Source organism: Longispora albida DSM 44784 (genome assembly GCF_000379825.1).
Lineage (GTDB): Bacteria > Actinomycetota > Actinomycetes > Mycobacteriales > Micromonosporaceae > Longispora > Longispora albida.
In genome coordinates this window covers 207,503-223,473 of record NZ_KB903814.1, presented here as the reverse complement: position 1 = coordinate 223,473, position 15,971 = coordinate 207,503, and the positions used below count along the sequence as shown (strand labels likewise).

General features: G+C 69.8%; 8 protein-coding genes. 3 read left to right on the top strand and 5 right to left on the bottom strand.

Annotation, left to right across the window (positions count from 1 at the left end; all coding sequences use genetic code 11):
* Positions 1–18: 18 nt before the first annotated feature.
* Together A3G1_RS0105305 and A3G1_RS33260 are read right to left on the bottom strand one after the other, a co-directional pair.
* Positions 19–3,807: a LamG-like jellyroll fold domain-containing protein gene (locus A3G1_RS0105305; RefSeq protein WP_018348430.1), complete on the bottom strand. Its 3,789-nt coding sequence runs from the start codon at positions 3,805–3,807 to the stop codon at positions 19–21.
* A gap of 88 nt (positions 3,808–3,895) precedes the next feature.
* Positions 3,896–10,081 carry a putative adhesin gene (locus A3G1_RS33260; RefSeq protein WP_051110431.1) on the bottom strand — a complete coding sequence of 2,062 codons (6,186 nt, stop codon included), beginning with the start codon at positions 10,079–10,081 and terminating at the stop codon, positions 3,896–3,898.
* Positions 10,082–10,310: 229 nt separating this feature from the next.
* Here A3G1_RS33260 and A3G1_RS0105295 point away from each other — a divergent pair, with 229 nt between their 5' ends.
* Positions 10,311–10,913 (top strand): TIGR03085 family metal-binding protein, encoded by a 603-nt coding sequence (locus A3G1_RS0105295; RefSeq protein WP_026211833.1) that lies wholly within the window; start codon positions 10,311–10,313, stop codon positions 10,911–10,913.
* A gap of 78 nt (positions 10,914–10,991) precedes the next feature.
* Here A3G1_RS0105295 and A3G1_RS0105290 read toward each other — a convergent pair whose 3' ends face one another.
* Positions 10,992–11,351 (bottom strand): hypothetical protein, encoded by a 360-nt coding sequence (locus tag A3G1_RS0105290; protein ID WP_018348428.1) that lies wholly within the window; start codon positions 11,349–11,351, stop codon positions 10,992–10,994.
* A 160-nt stretch (positions 11,352–11,511) separates the two neighbouring features.
* Here A3G1_RS0105290 and A3G1_RS0105285 point away from each other — a divergent pair, with 160 nt between their 5' ends.
* Positions 11,512–11,736 (top strand): hypothetical protein, encoded by a 225-nt coding sequence (locus A3G1_RS0105285; RefSeq protein ID WP_018348427.1) that lies wholly within the window; start codon positions 11,512–11,514, stop codon positions 11,734–11,736.
* Between the two features lie 33 nt (positions 11,737–11,769).
* Here A3G1_RS0105285 and A3G1_RS0105280 read toward each other — a convergent pair whose 3' ends face one another.
* The gene (locus tag A3G1_RS0105280) at positions 11,770–12,312 is read right to left on the bottom strand and encodes a DinB family protein (protein ID WP_026211832.1); all 543 of its coding nucleotides are present in this window, start codon (positions 12,310–12,312) and stop codon (positions 11,770–11,772) included.
* Between the two features lie 134 nt (positions 12,313–12,446).
* Positions 12,447–15,506 carry an AfsR/SARP family transcriptional regulator gene (locus tag A3G1_RS33255; protein WP_018348425.1) on the bottom strand — a complete coding sequence of 1,020 codons (3,060 nt, stop codon included), beginning with the start codon at positions 15,504–15,506 and terminating at the stop codon, positions 12,447–12,449.
* Between the two features lie 267 nt (positions 15,507–15,773).
* On the opposite strand from A3G1_RS33255, the gene A3G1_RS0105265 reads away from it, so the two are divergent.
* Positions 15,774–15,971, top strand: coding sequence for a hypothetical protein (locus tag A3G1_RS0105265; RefSeq protein WP_157640928.1), 198 nt, complete (start codon positions 15,774–15,776; stop codon positions 15,969–15,971).

Genomic DNA, 15,971 nt, shown 5'->3' with positions numbered 1-15,971 from the left:
AGGGTCACTCAGCCAGGCTCAGCTCAGGCGGAACTTCTGGGCCTGGCTGCCGTTGCACGGCCAGAGCTGGAGCCCGAGCTGCCTGTCGTACACGCCGTTCGGCACGTCCAGGCATCCGCCGGCCGTGCTGAACGCCTGCGTGGCAGGGTCGTACGCCCACAGCTGACCGGGCTGCTTGTCGCAGACGGCCATCCGGATCGCCTTGCCGTCGACCGTCGCGCAGTGGTTCTTGCTGCGCAGGGAGCGGTCCGCGGCGTCGTACGTCCAGCGCTGCTCGTCGTGCGTGGCCGGGTCGAGGCAGTCCCACAGGAAGACGCCCCGGGGGTCGGTGAGCGACCCGGCGGGCAGCGCGACGCACTGCGGGCCGCCAGCCCAGCGGATCGGGCCGGTACGCGGGCCTTCGATGCCGACGATCTGCGCCGAGGGAACGACGCCCTGGTAGGCGTGCACCTCGTCGATGTCACCGACCCAGAAGTCCGCCGGCTTCGCGTCGTACTTGGCCCGGCCGACGGTGAACGAACCGGCCGCGTTCCAGCCCTTGCAGTCGGCCGAACCCTGGAGCACGTCGTCGACGTACAGCCGGATCTGCCCGGCCGTCGCGTCGTACACCCCTACCAGGTGCACCCACTTGTTCAGGTCGGCAGTGGTCAGCTTCGCGAGGCTGTTGACCCGCTTGAAGGCCGCACCCGTCCTGTCCTCGGCGGTGCAGGCGAGCGACCAGCGCGGCTCAGTCGTCCCGTAGCCGAGGTACCCGAGATAGAACGGGCTGATCTGGGCACCGTCCTGGCCGAGGACGGTCAGGTTCCAGTGCGGCAGGCTCGGGTGGGTGAGCCGGACCCGAGCCGAGAGCGTGTAGGACTGGTCGGTGTTCAGAACCGGGCGTTCCTGGCCGTCGCGTGCCGTGGTGGCGTACCCGGTGCCGGTCACGTGCAGGCTGCCGTCGCGGAACGAGGCACCGCCGGTCGCCGTGAGGGACAGCTCGCGATCGAAGACGCTGTCGTCGCGGCCCTGGATTGTCTCGTCGAGGTGCCACAGGCCAGCCCGTGACGCCGTGGCGGCCTCGCCCGCCTCGCGGGCCGTGATGGCCCGGTCCCAGATCTGGACGTCGCTGAGCGCGCCCTTGGCGAAGTTGGTGCCCTTGGCCTGGCCCAGGAAGGTCTGCCCGGTGGCGTTCCACGTCGCTCCGGCCGCCTCCTGGCCTTCGAGCTGGCCGTTCACGTACAGCCGGACCTGCCCGGCACCCGCGTCGTACACACCAGCCAGGTGCGTCCACACACCGGGCTTCGGCGCGAGAGCCGACTTCGCGTAGTAGTACGCGGAGGGGCTTGCCTTGTCCTCGCTGGGCAGGATGAACACCCAGCGATCCTGAAGGTGGTTGTACTGGAGGTAGTAGGCGCAGTGTTCCGTGCCGCACTGCGAGACGAAGGTCCGGAAGGTGCCGGTCTCGTCAGCCCGGACCCACGCCGCGACAGAGAAGCTGTTCCGCGTGTCCACAATGGGCTGAGCGGTGGCGTGCTGCGCGTCGGTGCCGTTCAGCACGAGAACGGTGTTCTCCTCCGCGCCGACCACCCGGCTGGGCTGGCCGAGCAGGCCGCCTTTCAGGGTCGCGGCGAGGCTGCTGCCGGCCTGCGAGTTGGCCAGGGTCGTGCCCTCGGTCTCGTTCAGCTTCCAGTGCACGACCGGCGGGGCGGACTCACGCACGAGGAACTGGTACTTCTTCGTCTCGCTGACCCAGCCAGCGTGGTCGACGGCCTGGACGTACAGGGTCTGCTGGAGATTGTTCGCCCCGTCCTGCGGGGTCCACGACACCGTCACCGCGTCGCCCTTACGCGCGGCGGCGACCTCTTTGCTGGGCGGGTCGGTGAAGCCCCAGACGAATTTCGTCACGTCGCTGTCGCTGTCGAAGGTGAACCTGCCGGACACGCCGATCCCGCCGCACGCGGTCATCGCGCAGCTCGCCGGGTACTCCGGTGAGACCACCGTCGGGGCGGCCGGCTTGGTCAGGTCGATCTCGAACTGGCACGGGCCGGTGGCCGTCACCGGGCCGACACCGCCCGGGTCGTTGGCCTGGGCGCGCAGGGCGTAGACCCCGCCGTCGGCGAGCCGCCGGTCCCACGGGATCTGCCACGAGCCGCGTGTGCCCCAGTCCACGTTCGCCTGGGATCCGGCAGTGACCTGGTTCTCGTCCCAGTACCCGTTGTTCCTCTTGACCGCGGCGAGCCACAGGGTCTGCTTGTCGTAGTCAGGCCCCCAGACGCGGCCGGACAGGGTTGGCGTGGCCGTGGTGAGGATCGGCCGGTTGTTGTCGTCACCGCAGTTGCGGCCGTCAGCCTGGAGCCAGTCCGGCGCGGTCGGCGGGTCGTTGTACTCCACAGAGAGCGCGGCAGTCCCGGCGTCGTAACGCTTCCACTGGTTGACCGTGCCCTCGTCGTCGGCCCGGAAGGCCAGGCCCATGTACCAGTCGTTGGGGTTGACCCACGCGGTCACGTCGAACTCGATCCGCGTGTCGCCCTGGCAGCGGTAGTTGTCCTTCTCGTACCGCCGGTCGCGCCACTCGAACTGGCCGCCGTTCTCGGTGACGTTCCACGACGTGCCGCTGAAGTTCTCGGTGTTCTGGTTGTTCCTGGTCAGCCACAGGGCGGATCCGCTGGCCGGGTTGCATGTCCACGCGTGCTTCTGCGTGATCGAGAACGTGCCCTTGGTGACCTTGTGCCCGCGCGCCCCGCTCGTGTCAAGCTGGAACAGCGTCCGGACCTTGTACTGCGTGCTGTAGCAGGTTCCGCCGCTGTAGTCGTCACAGACCCGCCCGGCTCCGGCGTTGCCCTTCTCGGGTTGGAGCAGGGTGAACGAGTCGGAGGCGGGTACCTTGCTGGCCACGACGCGCCAGTTGTTGTTCCGCAGCCCGCCGGACCACGACGGGTCGATGTAGATCGGGTAGACGGTGTCCGGGGCGTCGACCATCTTCTTGTCCGGCGTCACCGAGAGCACGCCACCGCCGGCCTTCACCGGCATGACGGCCTTCTTCGGCTCGCTGGCGGTGTCGGCCGGGGCACCCGCAGACAGGCCCTTGGCCCTCGGAGTCACGGCCCGCCGGTCGGCGGAGTCCCACATTTCCGGGGCCGGTGAAGTGAACACGGTCCTGCCCGCGTCGTCCCTGGCGACCAGCCCACCGGCTTCCGCCACTGTGGACACGCCCTTGGCAGAGAGGCCGAACTTCACCTCGGCCAGCGCCGGGTGCTTGGCCGCTTCCCGGGTCCTGACGACCAGTACCTCGGAGAAGCCCCGGGCGCTGGCGGTCACCTTCAGGTCGACGCCCGGCAGTACCTCCGGGTACGTGGCGCTGTCACCGGCGAGCGCAGGTTTCGGCAGCGCCCCGCCCGGCCAGGACACCGAGATCTCCTTGTCGCCGTTGCGCAGCACGGCCAGCGGGCCGGTACCACCGGGTGAGAAGACGACGGGCAGCGCGCTGGCCTTCGGCACGACACCGGCAGCCGACGCGGTCAGCGTGGTGTCGATCGGAGCCCAGGAGCCGTCCGGCTTACGCGACCAGCGCGGCTCCAGGTACTCCTCGGTGGCGAAGCCGCCACCGGGCTTGGCGAAGGTCTGGCTGTTCTCGGTACGCAGCGGCAGGATCTCCACCCGGCCACCACACTCGGCGGCCTTGGCGGCGGCTGACTTGTTGTCGGGCTGGCCGTCCGGGCAGGACGGCGGGGCGGCATGGGCGGCACCTGGTGCCAGCGCGAGCGGGCTGAGCCCGCCAGCGAGCACGGCGAGTACCGCCCCATGCCGGAGCAGGGGTTTGAACATTGTTCTTCTTCCGGGGTTGTGATGAGGGAAATGGGGGTGCGCCGGCGCTGTTGACGGCGCACCCCGCCTGGATTGTCAAGAGATGGGGTCAGTCATCTCGCATGTTCCGGGAGTTACCGCGATTCCAGCCGGGTGCGGCCGGCGGCAGCATCGCAGGGCCACTGCCCGCGCAGGCCGCCCAGTGGACGTCGCCCATGCCGGGCTTGAGGATCTCTTTCAGCTTTGTGGATTGACGCGGAACGTAGGGGTTGCCCCTGATGTTCAGCGATGGGTCGAACGGCGGGTGCAGCACGTAGTTGGGGATCATGTCCCCGCCCTTGTACGTCTGCAGAGGCTTCATCGGCACACCCCGCTCGATCATCCCGCCGACCTCATCGAGGATCGTCCAGCCGTGATACGAGTAGAAATGCACTGTGGTGCCCTCCGGGACCCGGGTCCAGCCGTCAGTCACCTCCCAGCTGCCGTGCCCGCTGAGTACCGTCTGCCCGTCGGGGCGACCCTTCCACTGGGGGCCCCGCCAGGAGTTCAGCGGACCAGCAGGGGCGGGCCCAAAGCCTTCTGGGACCCGGTCCGCTGGCTTGGCCGCGGGCGAGGCCGCCTTCGCGCTGTTTCCGGGCGACCTGCGCGGGGAGGCTGGCATCCCGTCGGGATCGAGCGGGCCGTCGCTCTGCGCGACGGTGCTGGCAATCTTGCCGCCGACGTAGAGACTGCTGGCGACGACTCCCGATCCAATAGCGACCGCGCCTGCCACCGCGGCCTCACCTGCCACCGCCACGCCAGCTGTCGCGGCAGCCATGCCCAGAGTGCTGCCCGTCATCAGTGCGCCGGCTCCGGCATTGAGGCCTGCGTAGATCAGAGGAGCGGCTACCGGGGCTGCGGCGATAACAGCCACCACGGCCACCACGGCGACGACTACGGCGGCGATCTTCAGAGCCTTGCCCCAGCTCCACTTGGTGCCGGACGGGTCCGAGAGCGTGACCGGGTTGTTGTTGCTGTAGGTGTAAGGGTTGAGCTGCTGCGGGTCCTTCGACTCGAACTCCGGGTCGACCGAGATGAACCGGCCGAGCGCCGGGTCGTACTCGCGGGCACCGAGATGGGTCAGCCCCGTGTTGTCGTTGGTGCCACCGACGAATCCCTTGTCCATACTGGACGGCCAGGTACCCGTCGTGGCACGGATCCCGCCGAACGGCGTCTCCCGCCGGGTCGACACCGCCTGGGTGACGGCGTCGATCGTGATCTGGGCCGTGCCGTGGCGGTCACCGGACAGCCAGGTCAGGGTACTGCCAGCCCGGGTCGCGATCTGAATCCCGGCGTGGGAGTAGTACCGCGTCCCGCTGATCACGCCAGTCGAGTTCGTGTAGCGCAGTTCCTGATTCGGCAGGTACAGCGTCGTACCCAGCGGATCGGTCCGCAGAATCCGGGCGCCCGTGGGGTCGTACACGTAGGAAGTGCTGTCGTTGCTGGCCAGGTGCCCTTCCGGATCCCAGGTCAGCGTCTGGGTGGCGCTACCCTGCGGCCGGGTGCGGGTGTTGCCCGTCTCGTCGTAGGTCCAGTTGGAGACCTTGGAGCCGGTGCTGTCGGTCGTCGTGGTGCTCTTGACGCCGTGCTTGCCCGGGTACAGCTCGTAGGTGGTGGTCCGGTCGCCGTTCGGCGTGCCGTGCTCCACCAGCGAGGTGCGGTCTCCGACCTTGTTGAAGCCGTAGGAGTGCCAGTACTTGGCCGGGCCGCCGAGGTTCGCGACCGCCGGGCTGGCGGCACAGTCCCCGTTGCCCGGGGTCCACGCCTCGGTCATCCGGCGCAGGTGGTCGGTCTTGAAACACTGGGTGTCCCCGGCCGCCACGTCGGCCTGCTTGACCAGGTTGCCCGCCGGGTCCCACGAGTAGCGGACGTCGGCGGTGGTGCCGGTTGCCGTGGCAGTCCAGATCTGGGACAGCCTGCGGGTGTCGCTCTCGTACGTGCGGGTCACCGACGCACTGGGGCCGTTGTTGTTCTTGAGCTGGTACTTGCCGAGTTCCCCGAACGAGGTGTACTCGGTGCCGGTCACCAGGTCAGTGTTCGTGGTGCTCAGGCCGAGCGTCGACTTGACCGTCGTCGGCTGGCCGAAGGCGTCGTACCCGTAGGTGAGCAGTTCCTTCTTCAGGCTGCCCAGCGCGGGCAGCCGCGTCGTCAGCCGTGAACCGTCGACGTTGTAGCTGTAGTCGTACTGGTAGACGCCTGCGGCAGGCGACCCGGACACCGTGTGCTTCGTCCCAGTGGGCGCGTAGTAGTCGGTGAATCCGGTGGCCTCCTGGGTGTAGGTGACCGCCCCGGCGTACCGGGTGGACTTGGTGAGCTGGCCGAGCGCCAGGGTGTCGTAGGTCCACTCGGCGCGGATCGCACCGGTCTGCGAGCCGTCCCGCAGGGTCTTCTTCCGGCCGATCGTGTCGTAGGTGTGCGCCAGGGTCAGGTTCCGGGCGTCAGTGCTGGTCAGCTCGTCGCCGAACTCGTTGTACGTCGAGCTCGCCGGCCCCTTGTCAGGATCGGTCGTCGAGATGGTGTTGCCCAGCAGGTCGTAGCCGAAGGTCCACGAGCTGCCGCCCGGGTCGGTGACCTTCTCCAGCTGGCCCTTGCGGGTGTACTGGTACCTGGTCACGTCGTAGCTCTGCGAGCCCGCTGCCGCTCCCGCGTGGTACTGCCGGAGTTCGGCGGTGCGGCCCTGAGCGTCAAGCACCTTCGAGGTCACCGTGTCGCCGGCTGGCGGGGTGGAGTCGATCCGGTCGCCCGCGTAGTACGTGCTCGTCCGCCACTTCTCCGAGCCACCGTCGCTGCCACCGGCCGGCGTGCCGACCATGGTGACCGAGGCGGTGACGCGGGCCGCGCCGTCGTATTCCGACACGGTCAGTACCGGGATCACCTTCTGCGACGCGATGTAGTCGGTTCCGGGCGTCGACTCCGACGTGTACGGGTCGGTGACCTTCTTCGCCCGGCCAGCGGTGTCGTAGCGGGTGTCGACCACGATGGCTTTGCCGCTGCCCGCCTTGTCCGGGCTCTGGTTCTGCCGTTCGCGGAGCAGCCCGTCGAAGAGCTTGTGGCTGACGATGTACCCGCCGGCCGCGTTGAGTACCCGGCCGGTGACGACGTTCGGGCCGGAATTGCGGATGAGGTACGAGTAGCTGAGGCTCGGGGCCGACGGGTGGGCCGCGCGGTCGCGGCCCGGCTTCCAGATGCTGGTGACCCGGCCGAGCCCGTCGAAGGCGTACTCCGTCTTCTTCTGGTTCTGGTCGGTCTCGGTCAGGGTCACGCCCCAGGCCGGTTCCAGCGTCTTGCGGCTCTTCCAGCCCAGCGGGCTGGTCGTCTCGATCGCGGTGACCGGGCCGCCCGCCGCCGGGGTGTAGGCCGATGTCGTGAGGTTGCCCCGGGCGTCGGTGGATTCGACCACCCGGCCGTAACTGTCGTACTTGCTGGTGGTGCTCAGGTAGGTGACGTTGCCGCCGTTGTAGGCCCTGAGGGACTCGCCCTTGGTCGCCTGGCCCTTGGCCGGCGCGGTGTCGAGGCCCTGGTTGTCGTAGTAGGTACGGTCGTCGCTGATCACTTCGGCGTCCGTGAGGCCCATGCCGTTGCCGGCCCTGGCGCAATTGGCCGCGAAGGCACGGACCCGCTTGGTCGTGGTGAGCAGCCAGGCGGCGCCCGTGTTGCGGTTGTAGTCGATGAGCTGGCAACTTTCGTCGCCGGTCACCGCGTCGTCGCCGGCGTCGTCCACTGTGGTGGGTGCGCCGAACTCGTCGAACTTGGTGGTCTCTGTGGTGGTGCGTGGCTGGCGTCCGCCGTCCAGCGCGGTCCGGGTGTACGTGCCGGACACACCGGTGTAGCGGGAGTACACCGTGGTGCTGTTGATGGTCCTGGTCGCGGACTCCTTCGACTGCCACATCGCGAACGACTCGGCAGAGACTTCCTGTCCAGGACCGTTGTAGGTGATTTTCTCACGTACCGCTCCGGCGAACGCGTCCTCGTCGGTGATGGCCGGTGCCTTGCCGGCCGCGGGCAGCGTGCCGCCCATGCCGCGGTAGTACCGGTTCTCGGCGATGGTCTGCTCGCCCGGGTCGCCCTTGGTCTCGATGACCCCGCCGTAGCCGCGCCACACGGACCAGGTCTTGTTCTCGGGCGCCACGAGGCCGTCGTCGTCGGTGTACTTCCAGGCCGGGTCGCCCGTGTACTGGTACTGCGTGATTTTCCGGGGTGCCCCGGAGCCGGTCAGGTCGCTCTCGGTGATGTTGTCGACCACGTACTTGTGGAAGAAGTCGACGATCGGGGCCTTGCCCTCCGGAGTCCACCTCACCGGGTAACAGCGCAGCTTGTTGTTCTGAAGATTGTTCCTGTCCGGCATCCGTGAGCCGGCGACGCAGTCCTTGTCCTTGTACTTGATCCCGATCCGCGAGCCGGTGTCGGTGTTGATGAGGGTGACCCGCCACCAGTTCATCGCGGCGTAGCCGTCGGTCGTGCTGTCCACCCGGTTCGCGAGCTGCTCGCCGGCGAAGGTGACGTCGGGCATCGGGGTCTCGGTGCCGGCCAGGCCCTTGTGGGAGATCATCTCCAGCCACAGGCCGGCCCGGGTGGTGTCACCGGTGCTCGGGAAGCCGTGTGTGAGCGTCCACGACTCGACGGGACGGCCGCCGGCCTTGGTGGTGACCGAGGCCAGCCGCTTCGTGGTCCAGAAGGTCGGCGAGGCCGTCATACAGGTGGTGCCGGTGCACTCTGAGTCCCATGGCGTGTCCGGCCAGCTGTTGGCGTCGTGGACCGCGCAGTTGGTACCCGGCTTGCAGCGGTCGGCCACCTCGAACACCACCTGCATCGGGGCGGTTTCCGTGCGGTCGGTGCGGGTGCCGTAGTCGATCTGCTTCAGGTACGCGGCCCGGTCGTAGCCCACCGGGTCGGTGGACTTCAGGTTCTTCGCGTACTTGTTGGTCTCCTTGGCGTACGTGTACGTCATGGAGTTACCGCGGGTGTCGACGACCTTCTCCAGATACCAGCGCCACGCCTGCGTGCAGAACGAGTCCGCGAACGCCGAGGCCTTGCACGGCTCCCCGTTGTGGTTACCGGCCACCGGGACGGTCAGGGTGCCGCCCGAGGAGTTACCGAAGAAGTACTGCGTGCCGTCCGGGGTGGTCACCACCCAGTGCTCGCCGTTGCGCGCGCCGTTGGAGGCGTTGTACTCGCGCTTGACCCGCGTACCGTCGTCCGACCGCAGGTGCCAGATACCGGAACCGTCCACGAGCAGCTCGCCCGCGTGCCCGGCCAGCGACATGGTCGCGTTGTCCGTCGCCCAGCACAGGTCACCGGTCTTCGTGGCGTTGTTCCCGCCGGTCATGTCCTCCGAGCAGGGCCGGTACTGGCGCTCGATGAACCCCGAGCCCAGGTCCCAGCCCTCGCCGGCCCAGCTCGGCTGGTTGTTGGAGGCTGCCATCCGGCCGTCCACACTGGACGAACTGTACGACAGGGCTACGGACGGCTGCGGCCCGCCGAGCCCTGGCGGGCTGCGCATCGGGTAACTCCACGAGAAGTCACCGGAGTTGCTGCCGGCTTCCCAGGTACCAGACGACGACAGCGACGTGGCCGCGTAGCTACCCGAATCGCCCGATGGGCCACTCGACAGCGAGTAGACCGTTCCGCCCCCGTCCTGACTCAGCGGAACGATCGCGCTGACCTGCTTCGCGGCCGTCTGATTACGCGCGGTCTCGACCGGCCGGCCCTGGCACTCGGGCAGGGACGGCGTGGTCAGAGCGCACTCGGGCAGCTCGGTGAGCCGGAGCCGGCGCGACCAGTCCGCGCCGTAGGCCCACTGGAAAGCCGAGTAGTCAACCGACAGCGCGACCTGCGCCCCCGAGGAGCCACCCGGGGCCACACCGGCCACCGCTGAGGCCTTGGAGACACGGAACACCACGCCGTCCGAGCCCGCCTTGGCACTGGCAGCCCGGTCGTAGGTGTGGACACGCATCGCGGCCGGGGCGTGGCCGCTGGCGGGCCGCACCCACAGCGGCGACGTACCGGCGCGCTTCGCCCCGGACATCGCTCCGGCGGTCCGCTCCCCGGCCGCCAGGTCGAGCTCGGCGGTCCCGGCGGCTGGCCATACTGGGGCGGCGGCCTGGAACTGGGTACCGGTGACGGGCTTGGGTGGCTGGCCGGGCTTGACCTTGTGGCCCGGTACCGGCTTCTCTTTCTGGACCTCACCGCCCGTGAACGGAGCCGCCAGGGCCGGCGGCTGGCTGAGCAGCGACGCGGCGAGCGCGGCCCCCAGCACGAACGTGAGTCCTCTGAACCACCTCCTGCCACCAGGCGGTGGCGGGCGATGGGGTTGTGCGAAGGGCATGAAGGACGCCTCCAGGCATCACGAGGGATGCCGGACACGGAACGTGACCAGCGCGGCGAGGCTAGAAGCTCGCGCTGCATTCTCACTGCAATCCCGCTGCCTGACTCACGTCACGTTCTCGGAACCAGGCGAACTAGATCACCTTTCTTACAATGCGTGCATGACCTCCTACGCATTGACCGAGCGCCTTGCGCTGGCGGACCTGCTGCGTGCGGCAGGCCCGGACCAGCCGACCTTGTGCGGAGGGTGGCGGACGATGGGGCTGGCCGTTCACCTGGTTATGCGGGAGCGGCGGCCAGACACGTGGCCTGGGATCCTCATTCCCCGGTTCGCCCCCTACGCCGGCCGGGTACACGGCAGGCTGTGCGAGACCTCTGATTTTCTGGCACTCGTCGACCGGTTCGCCCGGCGGCCGTGGTGGCTGGGGCCGCTGGACGAGCTGCTCAACCTGGTGGAGTACTTCGTGCACCACGAGGATGTCCGCCGGGCTGTCCCGTCTGAGCCGCGTGAGCTGCCCGCCGGGATGGAGGCCGTGCTGTGGAAACGGCTGGCGGCGTCCCGGCTGCTGCTTCGGGGGCACCCGGCGCGGCTGGTGGCCCCGGGGTTCGGGGCGCGCTCGTTCGGCGAGCCGGTGGTAACGGTCACTGGGGCGCCGGGCGAACTGGCCCTGTTCTGCTTCGGGCGGCAGGCGGTGGCCAGGGTGGAACTGGACGGGCCCGAGGCCGAGGTCGCGGCGTTGCGGGCAGCACGGCTGGGCGTCTGAAACCGGGGCGCGTACAAACTGAAGAAGGTGTGAGGTGAGGGGCCCCGGGTTTCCGGTGGGCCCCTCACGGCTACGCGATCAGGGTGCCTCGGCCCGGCAGAGGCCCGCACCGGCGTCCTCGGCGGTGGCTCCGGCGGAGTCGGTCACGACAGCCTTGGAACCGGAGATCGGAGCGCCCTTGACGCAACCGAAGACGACGATGGTGCGGTTGTCGTAAGCCGAGTAGTAGACACCCCGGTGGTACCACTTGATGGTGTTGGGCCCCACGCCGCCGGTGATCGTGGCCTCACACGCGACCTGGTAGTTGCCGATCGACTCGCAGAAGACGTCCACGACCAGCGGCCCGGCAGCCTGTGCCGGGGCCGAGGCGGCCAGTGCTCCGGCCAGGGCGGCGAAGGCCAGCCCGGTCGCGCCCAGGGTACGAGACAGACGGATCATAAGAAACCACTCCTTAGATGAAGGTCGATGTCTATAGCCTCGGCCGCCAGCCCCGCACGTGTGGCGCCCCCGAACGAATCCGAACACCGCTGAGTCCACAAGGCAGAGTCACGAGGTTGACCCAGCTCGCTAGCCTGGTGCCCGGTAGGAAGGAAAACGCATGAGTGTGAAACCGGCCCGGCTGCGCGCCAATGCGTGGTTCTGCGGCATTGTCGCGGGGGTCTGGGCTGGCACCCTGGCCTTCTGGCTGGCAGTCGTCCCGGATCCGCTGTCCGGTCCCGTGGCGATCGTTCCGCTCCTTCTGGTCCTCGCCGTGGTCGTGATGCTGGGGATGACCGCTCACTACATGGCGCAGCTCTCGCGGTCCCGGCCGCCGCGCCGTTGACGATGGCCGGTTACGGCAGGACGCCCTTTGCGTTCACTCGGGGGTTCGGCGGATCACTCCGACAAGTCCATCGACGGACTCCCGGATGAGATCGGCGTGGCCGTTGTGGCGCGCGTACTCTTCGATCAGATCGACCAGTATGCGCCGCAGGCTGGGTGCCTGGCCGTTGGACCAGGTCCGGCGGGCGAGCTGGTCCAGGCCGCCTTCGGCAAGCGCGTCGGCTACGAGAAGCTGGGAGCGGGCGACGGTGTCGCGCCAGAGCCCGTAGAGCTGCCCGGGGGTATCAGCAGCTGCGGAATGCCAGTCCCAATCCCGGTCCGCGTTCCAGTCGACGGCGTCCCACGGCGGTCCGAGTTCGAGGCCGTGCAGGTGTACAGCGAAGTAGTCGTTCTCGACGTATGCCATGTGCTTGAGAAGGCCGCCGAGCGTGACTGCGGAGCTGCCGACCCTGGCCCGCAGCCCGTCGCTGGTCAGGCCGCCGCACTTCCACACGAAGATCGCGCGCTGGCGCTCCAGGGCACCCAGCAGGGTCGCGGTCTCGTCCCCGGCGACGGGCGGCCCCTCCATGACAGTCATGGGCGGCAAGCCTACCGGCAGTGCGCGACGACCACCGGCCGCGCAGCAGCCGCCGGGGACCCTGGTAGAGCCCTACGAGGAAGTCCAGCCAGGAGGCGGTAGGAAATCCAGCTACGACAACCCGAACCCTGGCGCTATGCCGAGTGTCCAGGCTCCATGGTGGTCAGCCGGGCCTGTAGCTCCTCTGCCTCGACGGCGCCCATACCGGTGTAGGTCCGTAGCGCCCGTTCCCAGTGCGGCCGGGCGAGCGCTGTCTGGCCGAGGGCGTGCTGGGCGTGCCCGATGCCCTCGTGGGCCTGGGCCTGCTGGTAGAGGCTGCCGGTCGCCTGAGCGATCTCCAGGGCTGCGGTGTGCCGGGCGAGCGCGGACTCCTGCTCGCCCCGGCGGTGGTGGACGCAGCCGAGGCCGTTGAGTGACTGGGCCTGGAGGTTACGTTCGCCGATCCGCTGGCCGATGGCGAGGGCCGCCTCGTGGTGGGCGATGGCCTCCTCGTAGTCGCCGAGCCGTTCGCAGACGGTGCCCAGCCCGCTGAGCGACTGGCCTTCGGAGGCCCGGTGGCTGATCTCGGCGTGCAGCTGCCGGGCCTGGTGGAAGTGGCTTCTGGCCTCGGCATAGCGGCCGAGTCTGCCGTACACGACGCCCAGGTTGTTGAGGGTTCTGCCCTCGTCGTGCCGGGCTCGGAGGAACCGTTGCAGGTCCCGGGCCTGGTGGAGGTGTTCCAGAGCCAGGTCGAACTGGCCGCTTCGCTCGTAGATGATGCCGAGCCCGGCGAGTGATCCGCCTTCGGCGTGCCGGTTGCCGCTCTGCCGGGCGAGGACCAGGGCCTCACGCCAGGCGGCGATGGCCCGGTCGAGGTCGCCGAGCCTGCCGTGTGCGGTGCCGAGGTTGACCAGGCCACCGGCCTGGCGGTACAGGTCGCCTCCGTCACGGCGCAGCTCCACGGCGCGTAGCAGCTGCGTCAGGGCCTCGCCGAGTTCGCCGCGTTGCCCGTGGAGCTCGCCGATCACTTCCAGGGCCAGGGCCTCCCGGGCGTTGTCGCCGAGGCGTGCGTGGCCGGCGGCGGCCCGGCTCAGGTTTTCCAGCGCGGTGTCGTACTCGCCGAGCTGGAGCTGGGCGTGCCCGAGGTCGTGCAGCGCGCGGGCGTGCCCGGCCGGGTCGTCCGCGGTGGCTGCCACCGCGAGGGTGTGCAGCCGGACCGCGTCGGCGTAGTGGGAATGGGTGATCAGGTAGCTGGCCAGCACGGGGGAGAGCTGGTGTTGCAGGGCTGCGGCGGTGATCAGGTTGGCTCGCTCCGCGTCGAGCCAGGCAATGGCTTTCGCCGCCGTGGCGGGGGCGTGGCCGTGCGCCGGGCCGGGCTCAAGGCTGGCGTCGCGTACGGCGTCCCGCGCTGCCGTGAGGTAGTACGAGGCCAGCCGGGCCAGCGCCGGGGACCGTTCGCTGCTGGCGTCGCCGGCCCGCTCGGCGGCGTACACCCGGAGGAGGTCGTGCAGGGTGTACCGGCCGGGCTCGGCTGACTGGACGAGGTGTGCGTCCACCAGGGTCTCCAGCCTGTCCTCGGCATCGGGCCCGGCCAGCCCCAGCAGCGCCGCCGCAGCGCCCAGGGACAGGCCGGGGCCCTGCCACCAGCCGAGGTACCCGAACGCGCGGGCCGCCTCGCGTTCCAGCTGGCTGCCGGCGGCGAGCGCCCGGTGGCTGACCTCGAAGCTGGCCCGTACGGCGAGGTCGCCGGCTGACAGCTGGTCGAGAAGCCCCCGGGCTTCGGCGAGCCGGTCGGCGAGGGTGCGCGGGCTCCAGCCCGGGCGGGCCGCCAGGCGGGCGGCGGCGATCCGCACGGCCAGCGGCAGCCCGGCGCAGACGGCGAGGATCTCCGCCGTGGCCACCGGGTCGAGGTGGGCCTGGCCGGACCCGGAGACCGTGGCGAACAGCGCCCGGGCTTCGGCCTCACCGAACACGCCCAGCTCGATCAGCGTGCTTCCGGCCAGGCCGGACAGCCGGTTGCGGCTGGTGACCAGCACCGCGCCCGTTGCGGTACCTGGCAGCAGCGGGCGGACCTGGGCGGCGTCGGCCGCGTCGTCGAGCACGATGAGTACCCGCCGGTCGGCGAGCAGGCTGCGATAGCGGGCGGCACGCGCGTCCAGCCCGGCCGGCAGGTGACGTTCCGGCGCGCCCAGGTCCCGCAGGAACCGGCCGAGGACGTCCACCGGCGGCACAGGGCGGCCTCCGGGCTCGGTGAGGGCCGCGTACAACTGGCCGTCGGGATACCGGGCCCGCAGCCGGTGGGCAGCGTGTACCGCCAATGTGGTCTTGCCGATCCCGCCCATGCCCGACAGCACCGCCACGCACGGTGCGGCGCCGGCCGCCGTGAACTGGACGGTCAGCTGCTCGATCACGTCGGCCCGTCCGGTGAAGTCGCCGATGTCGGCTGGGAGCTGGGCCGGCGGGTGGGTGGCCGGGGGTGGCGCAGCGTCGGGTTCGCCGAGGGCTGCGGCGTGGGCGCGGCGCAGTTCCGGGCCGGGCGCGACGCCCAGTTCGGCTGCCAGGGTCCGCCGGGCGTCCTCGTAGGCGGTGAGTGCCTCGGCGCGCCGCCCGGCCCGGTGCAGCGCGGTGACCAGCAGGGCCCTGCTGTGTTCGCGCACGGGGTGCGCGAGCACGAACGCGCGCAGGTCGTCGAGGACGAGATGATGCCGGCTCAGTGCCAGCTCCGCGGCCAGCCGGCGCTCGGTCGCTTCGGTGAGCTGCTCGTCGAGGACCTGCGCGTGCTCCCGGTGCAGGGTCTCCGAGGCGATGTCCGCGAACGTCTGGCCGCGCCGCAGGGCCGTCAGCTGCCGCAGGAACTCGGCCTCCTGCCCGGCGTCGCCGATCGCGGCCGCCCGGTCGGCAGCGGTCCGCAGCGCGTGGAGCCGGTGCACGTCGACGGACTCCGGCGGCACGGCCAGCAGGTATCCGGGTGCGCGGGTGACCACGACACCGGGGCCGAGCAGCCGGCGCAGCCGCATGACGAGCGCCTGGAGAACGGACCGCGCGGTGGCAGGCGGCTGGCCGTCCCAGACCAGGTCGATCAGCTGCTCGGCGCTGACCACCTCGTTGACCCGCAGCGCGAGGACGGCGAGCACGGTGCGCTGCTTGGCCGAGGTGACCGGGATGCTGCGGTCGCCGTGGCGGACGTCCAGCGGGCCGAGGAGGCCGATGTCCATGTCTGCTCCGATGTCACGCCAGGATCTTCCAGATCACAGGGTACGCCCGATCGGTGTCCTGGAATTTGTGCTGTTCAAAGGGCCTGTGCCACAGCTGCCCTCCGTCCTGCGTGAACTGTGGTCCCAGGCTGGCGGGCCTGCTGGACGTCGTCATGACAGCGCGGTGATAGCGGCACACGTCAATCTCGTGGCCGCCTGGGCACACCGTTTCGTGGTGGGCCGGGCCGGATCTGGGTGTCCAGGTCCGACAGTCGGGAGAGGAGTGTCATGACCAGGTTGATGACGAGGCTGGGCGACCGCCTGCTGGGCCGCCTGCTGCCCAGCAGCACCGCCGGTGCCTGCGTTCCGTCCCACGGGGACTACTGCGGCTGCTACTGCTACCCCATCAAGGTTGGCTACTGGGTGTGCCGCAAGGCGTACCAGAACTGCGGCGGCTACTGCACAGCCGACGGGGCTCCCTGCTAG

Excerpts from the sequence above, each read along its gene's own strand:
- A3G1_RS0105265 (WP_157640928.1), top strand. The coding sequence starts at position 15,774 with ATGACCAGGTTGATGACGAGGCTGGGCGACCGCCTGCTGGGCCGCCTG.
- A3G1_RS0105290 (WP_018348428.1), bottom strand. The coding sequence starts at position 11,351 with ATGATCCGTCTGTCTCGTACCCTGGGCGCGACCGGGCTGGCCTTCGCC.
- A3G1_RS33255 (WP_018348425.1), bottom strand. The coding sequence starts at position 15,506 with ATGGACATCGGCCTCCTCGGCCCGCTGGACGTCCGCCACGGCGACCGC.
- A3G1_RS0105285 (WP_018348427.1), top strand. The coding sequence starts at position 11,512 with ATGAGTGTGAAACCGGCCCGGCTGCGCGCCAATGCGTGGTTCTGCGGC.
- A3G1_RS0105305 (WP_018348430.1), bottom strand. The coding sequence starts at position 3,807 with ATGTTCAAACCCCTGCTCCGGCATGGGGCGGTACTCGCCGTGCTCGCT.
- A3G1_RS0105295 (WP_026211833.1), top strand. The coding sequence starts at position 10,311 with ATGACCTCCTACGCATTGACCGAGCGCCTTGCGCTGGCGGACCTGCTG.
- A3G1_RS0105280 (WP_026211832.1), bottom strand. The coding sequence starts at position 12,312 with ATGACTGTCATGGAGGGGCCGCCCGTCGCCGGGGACGAGACCGCGACC.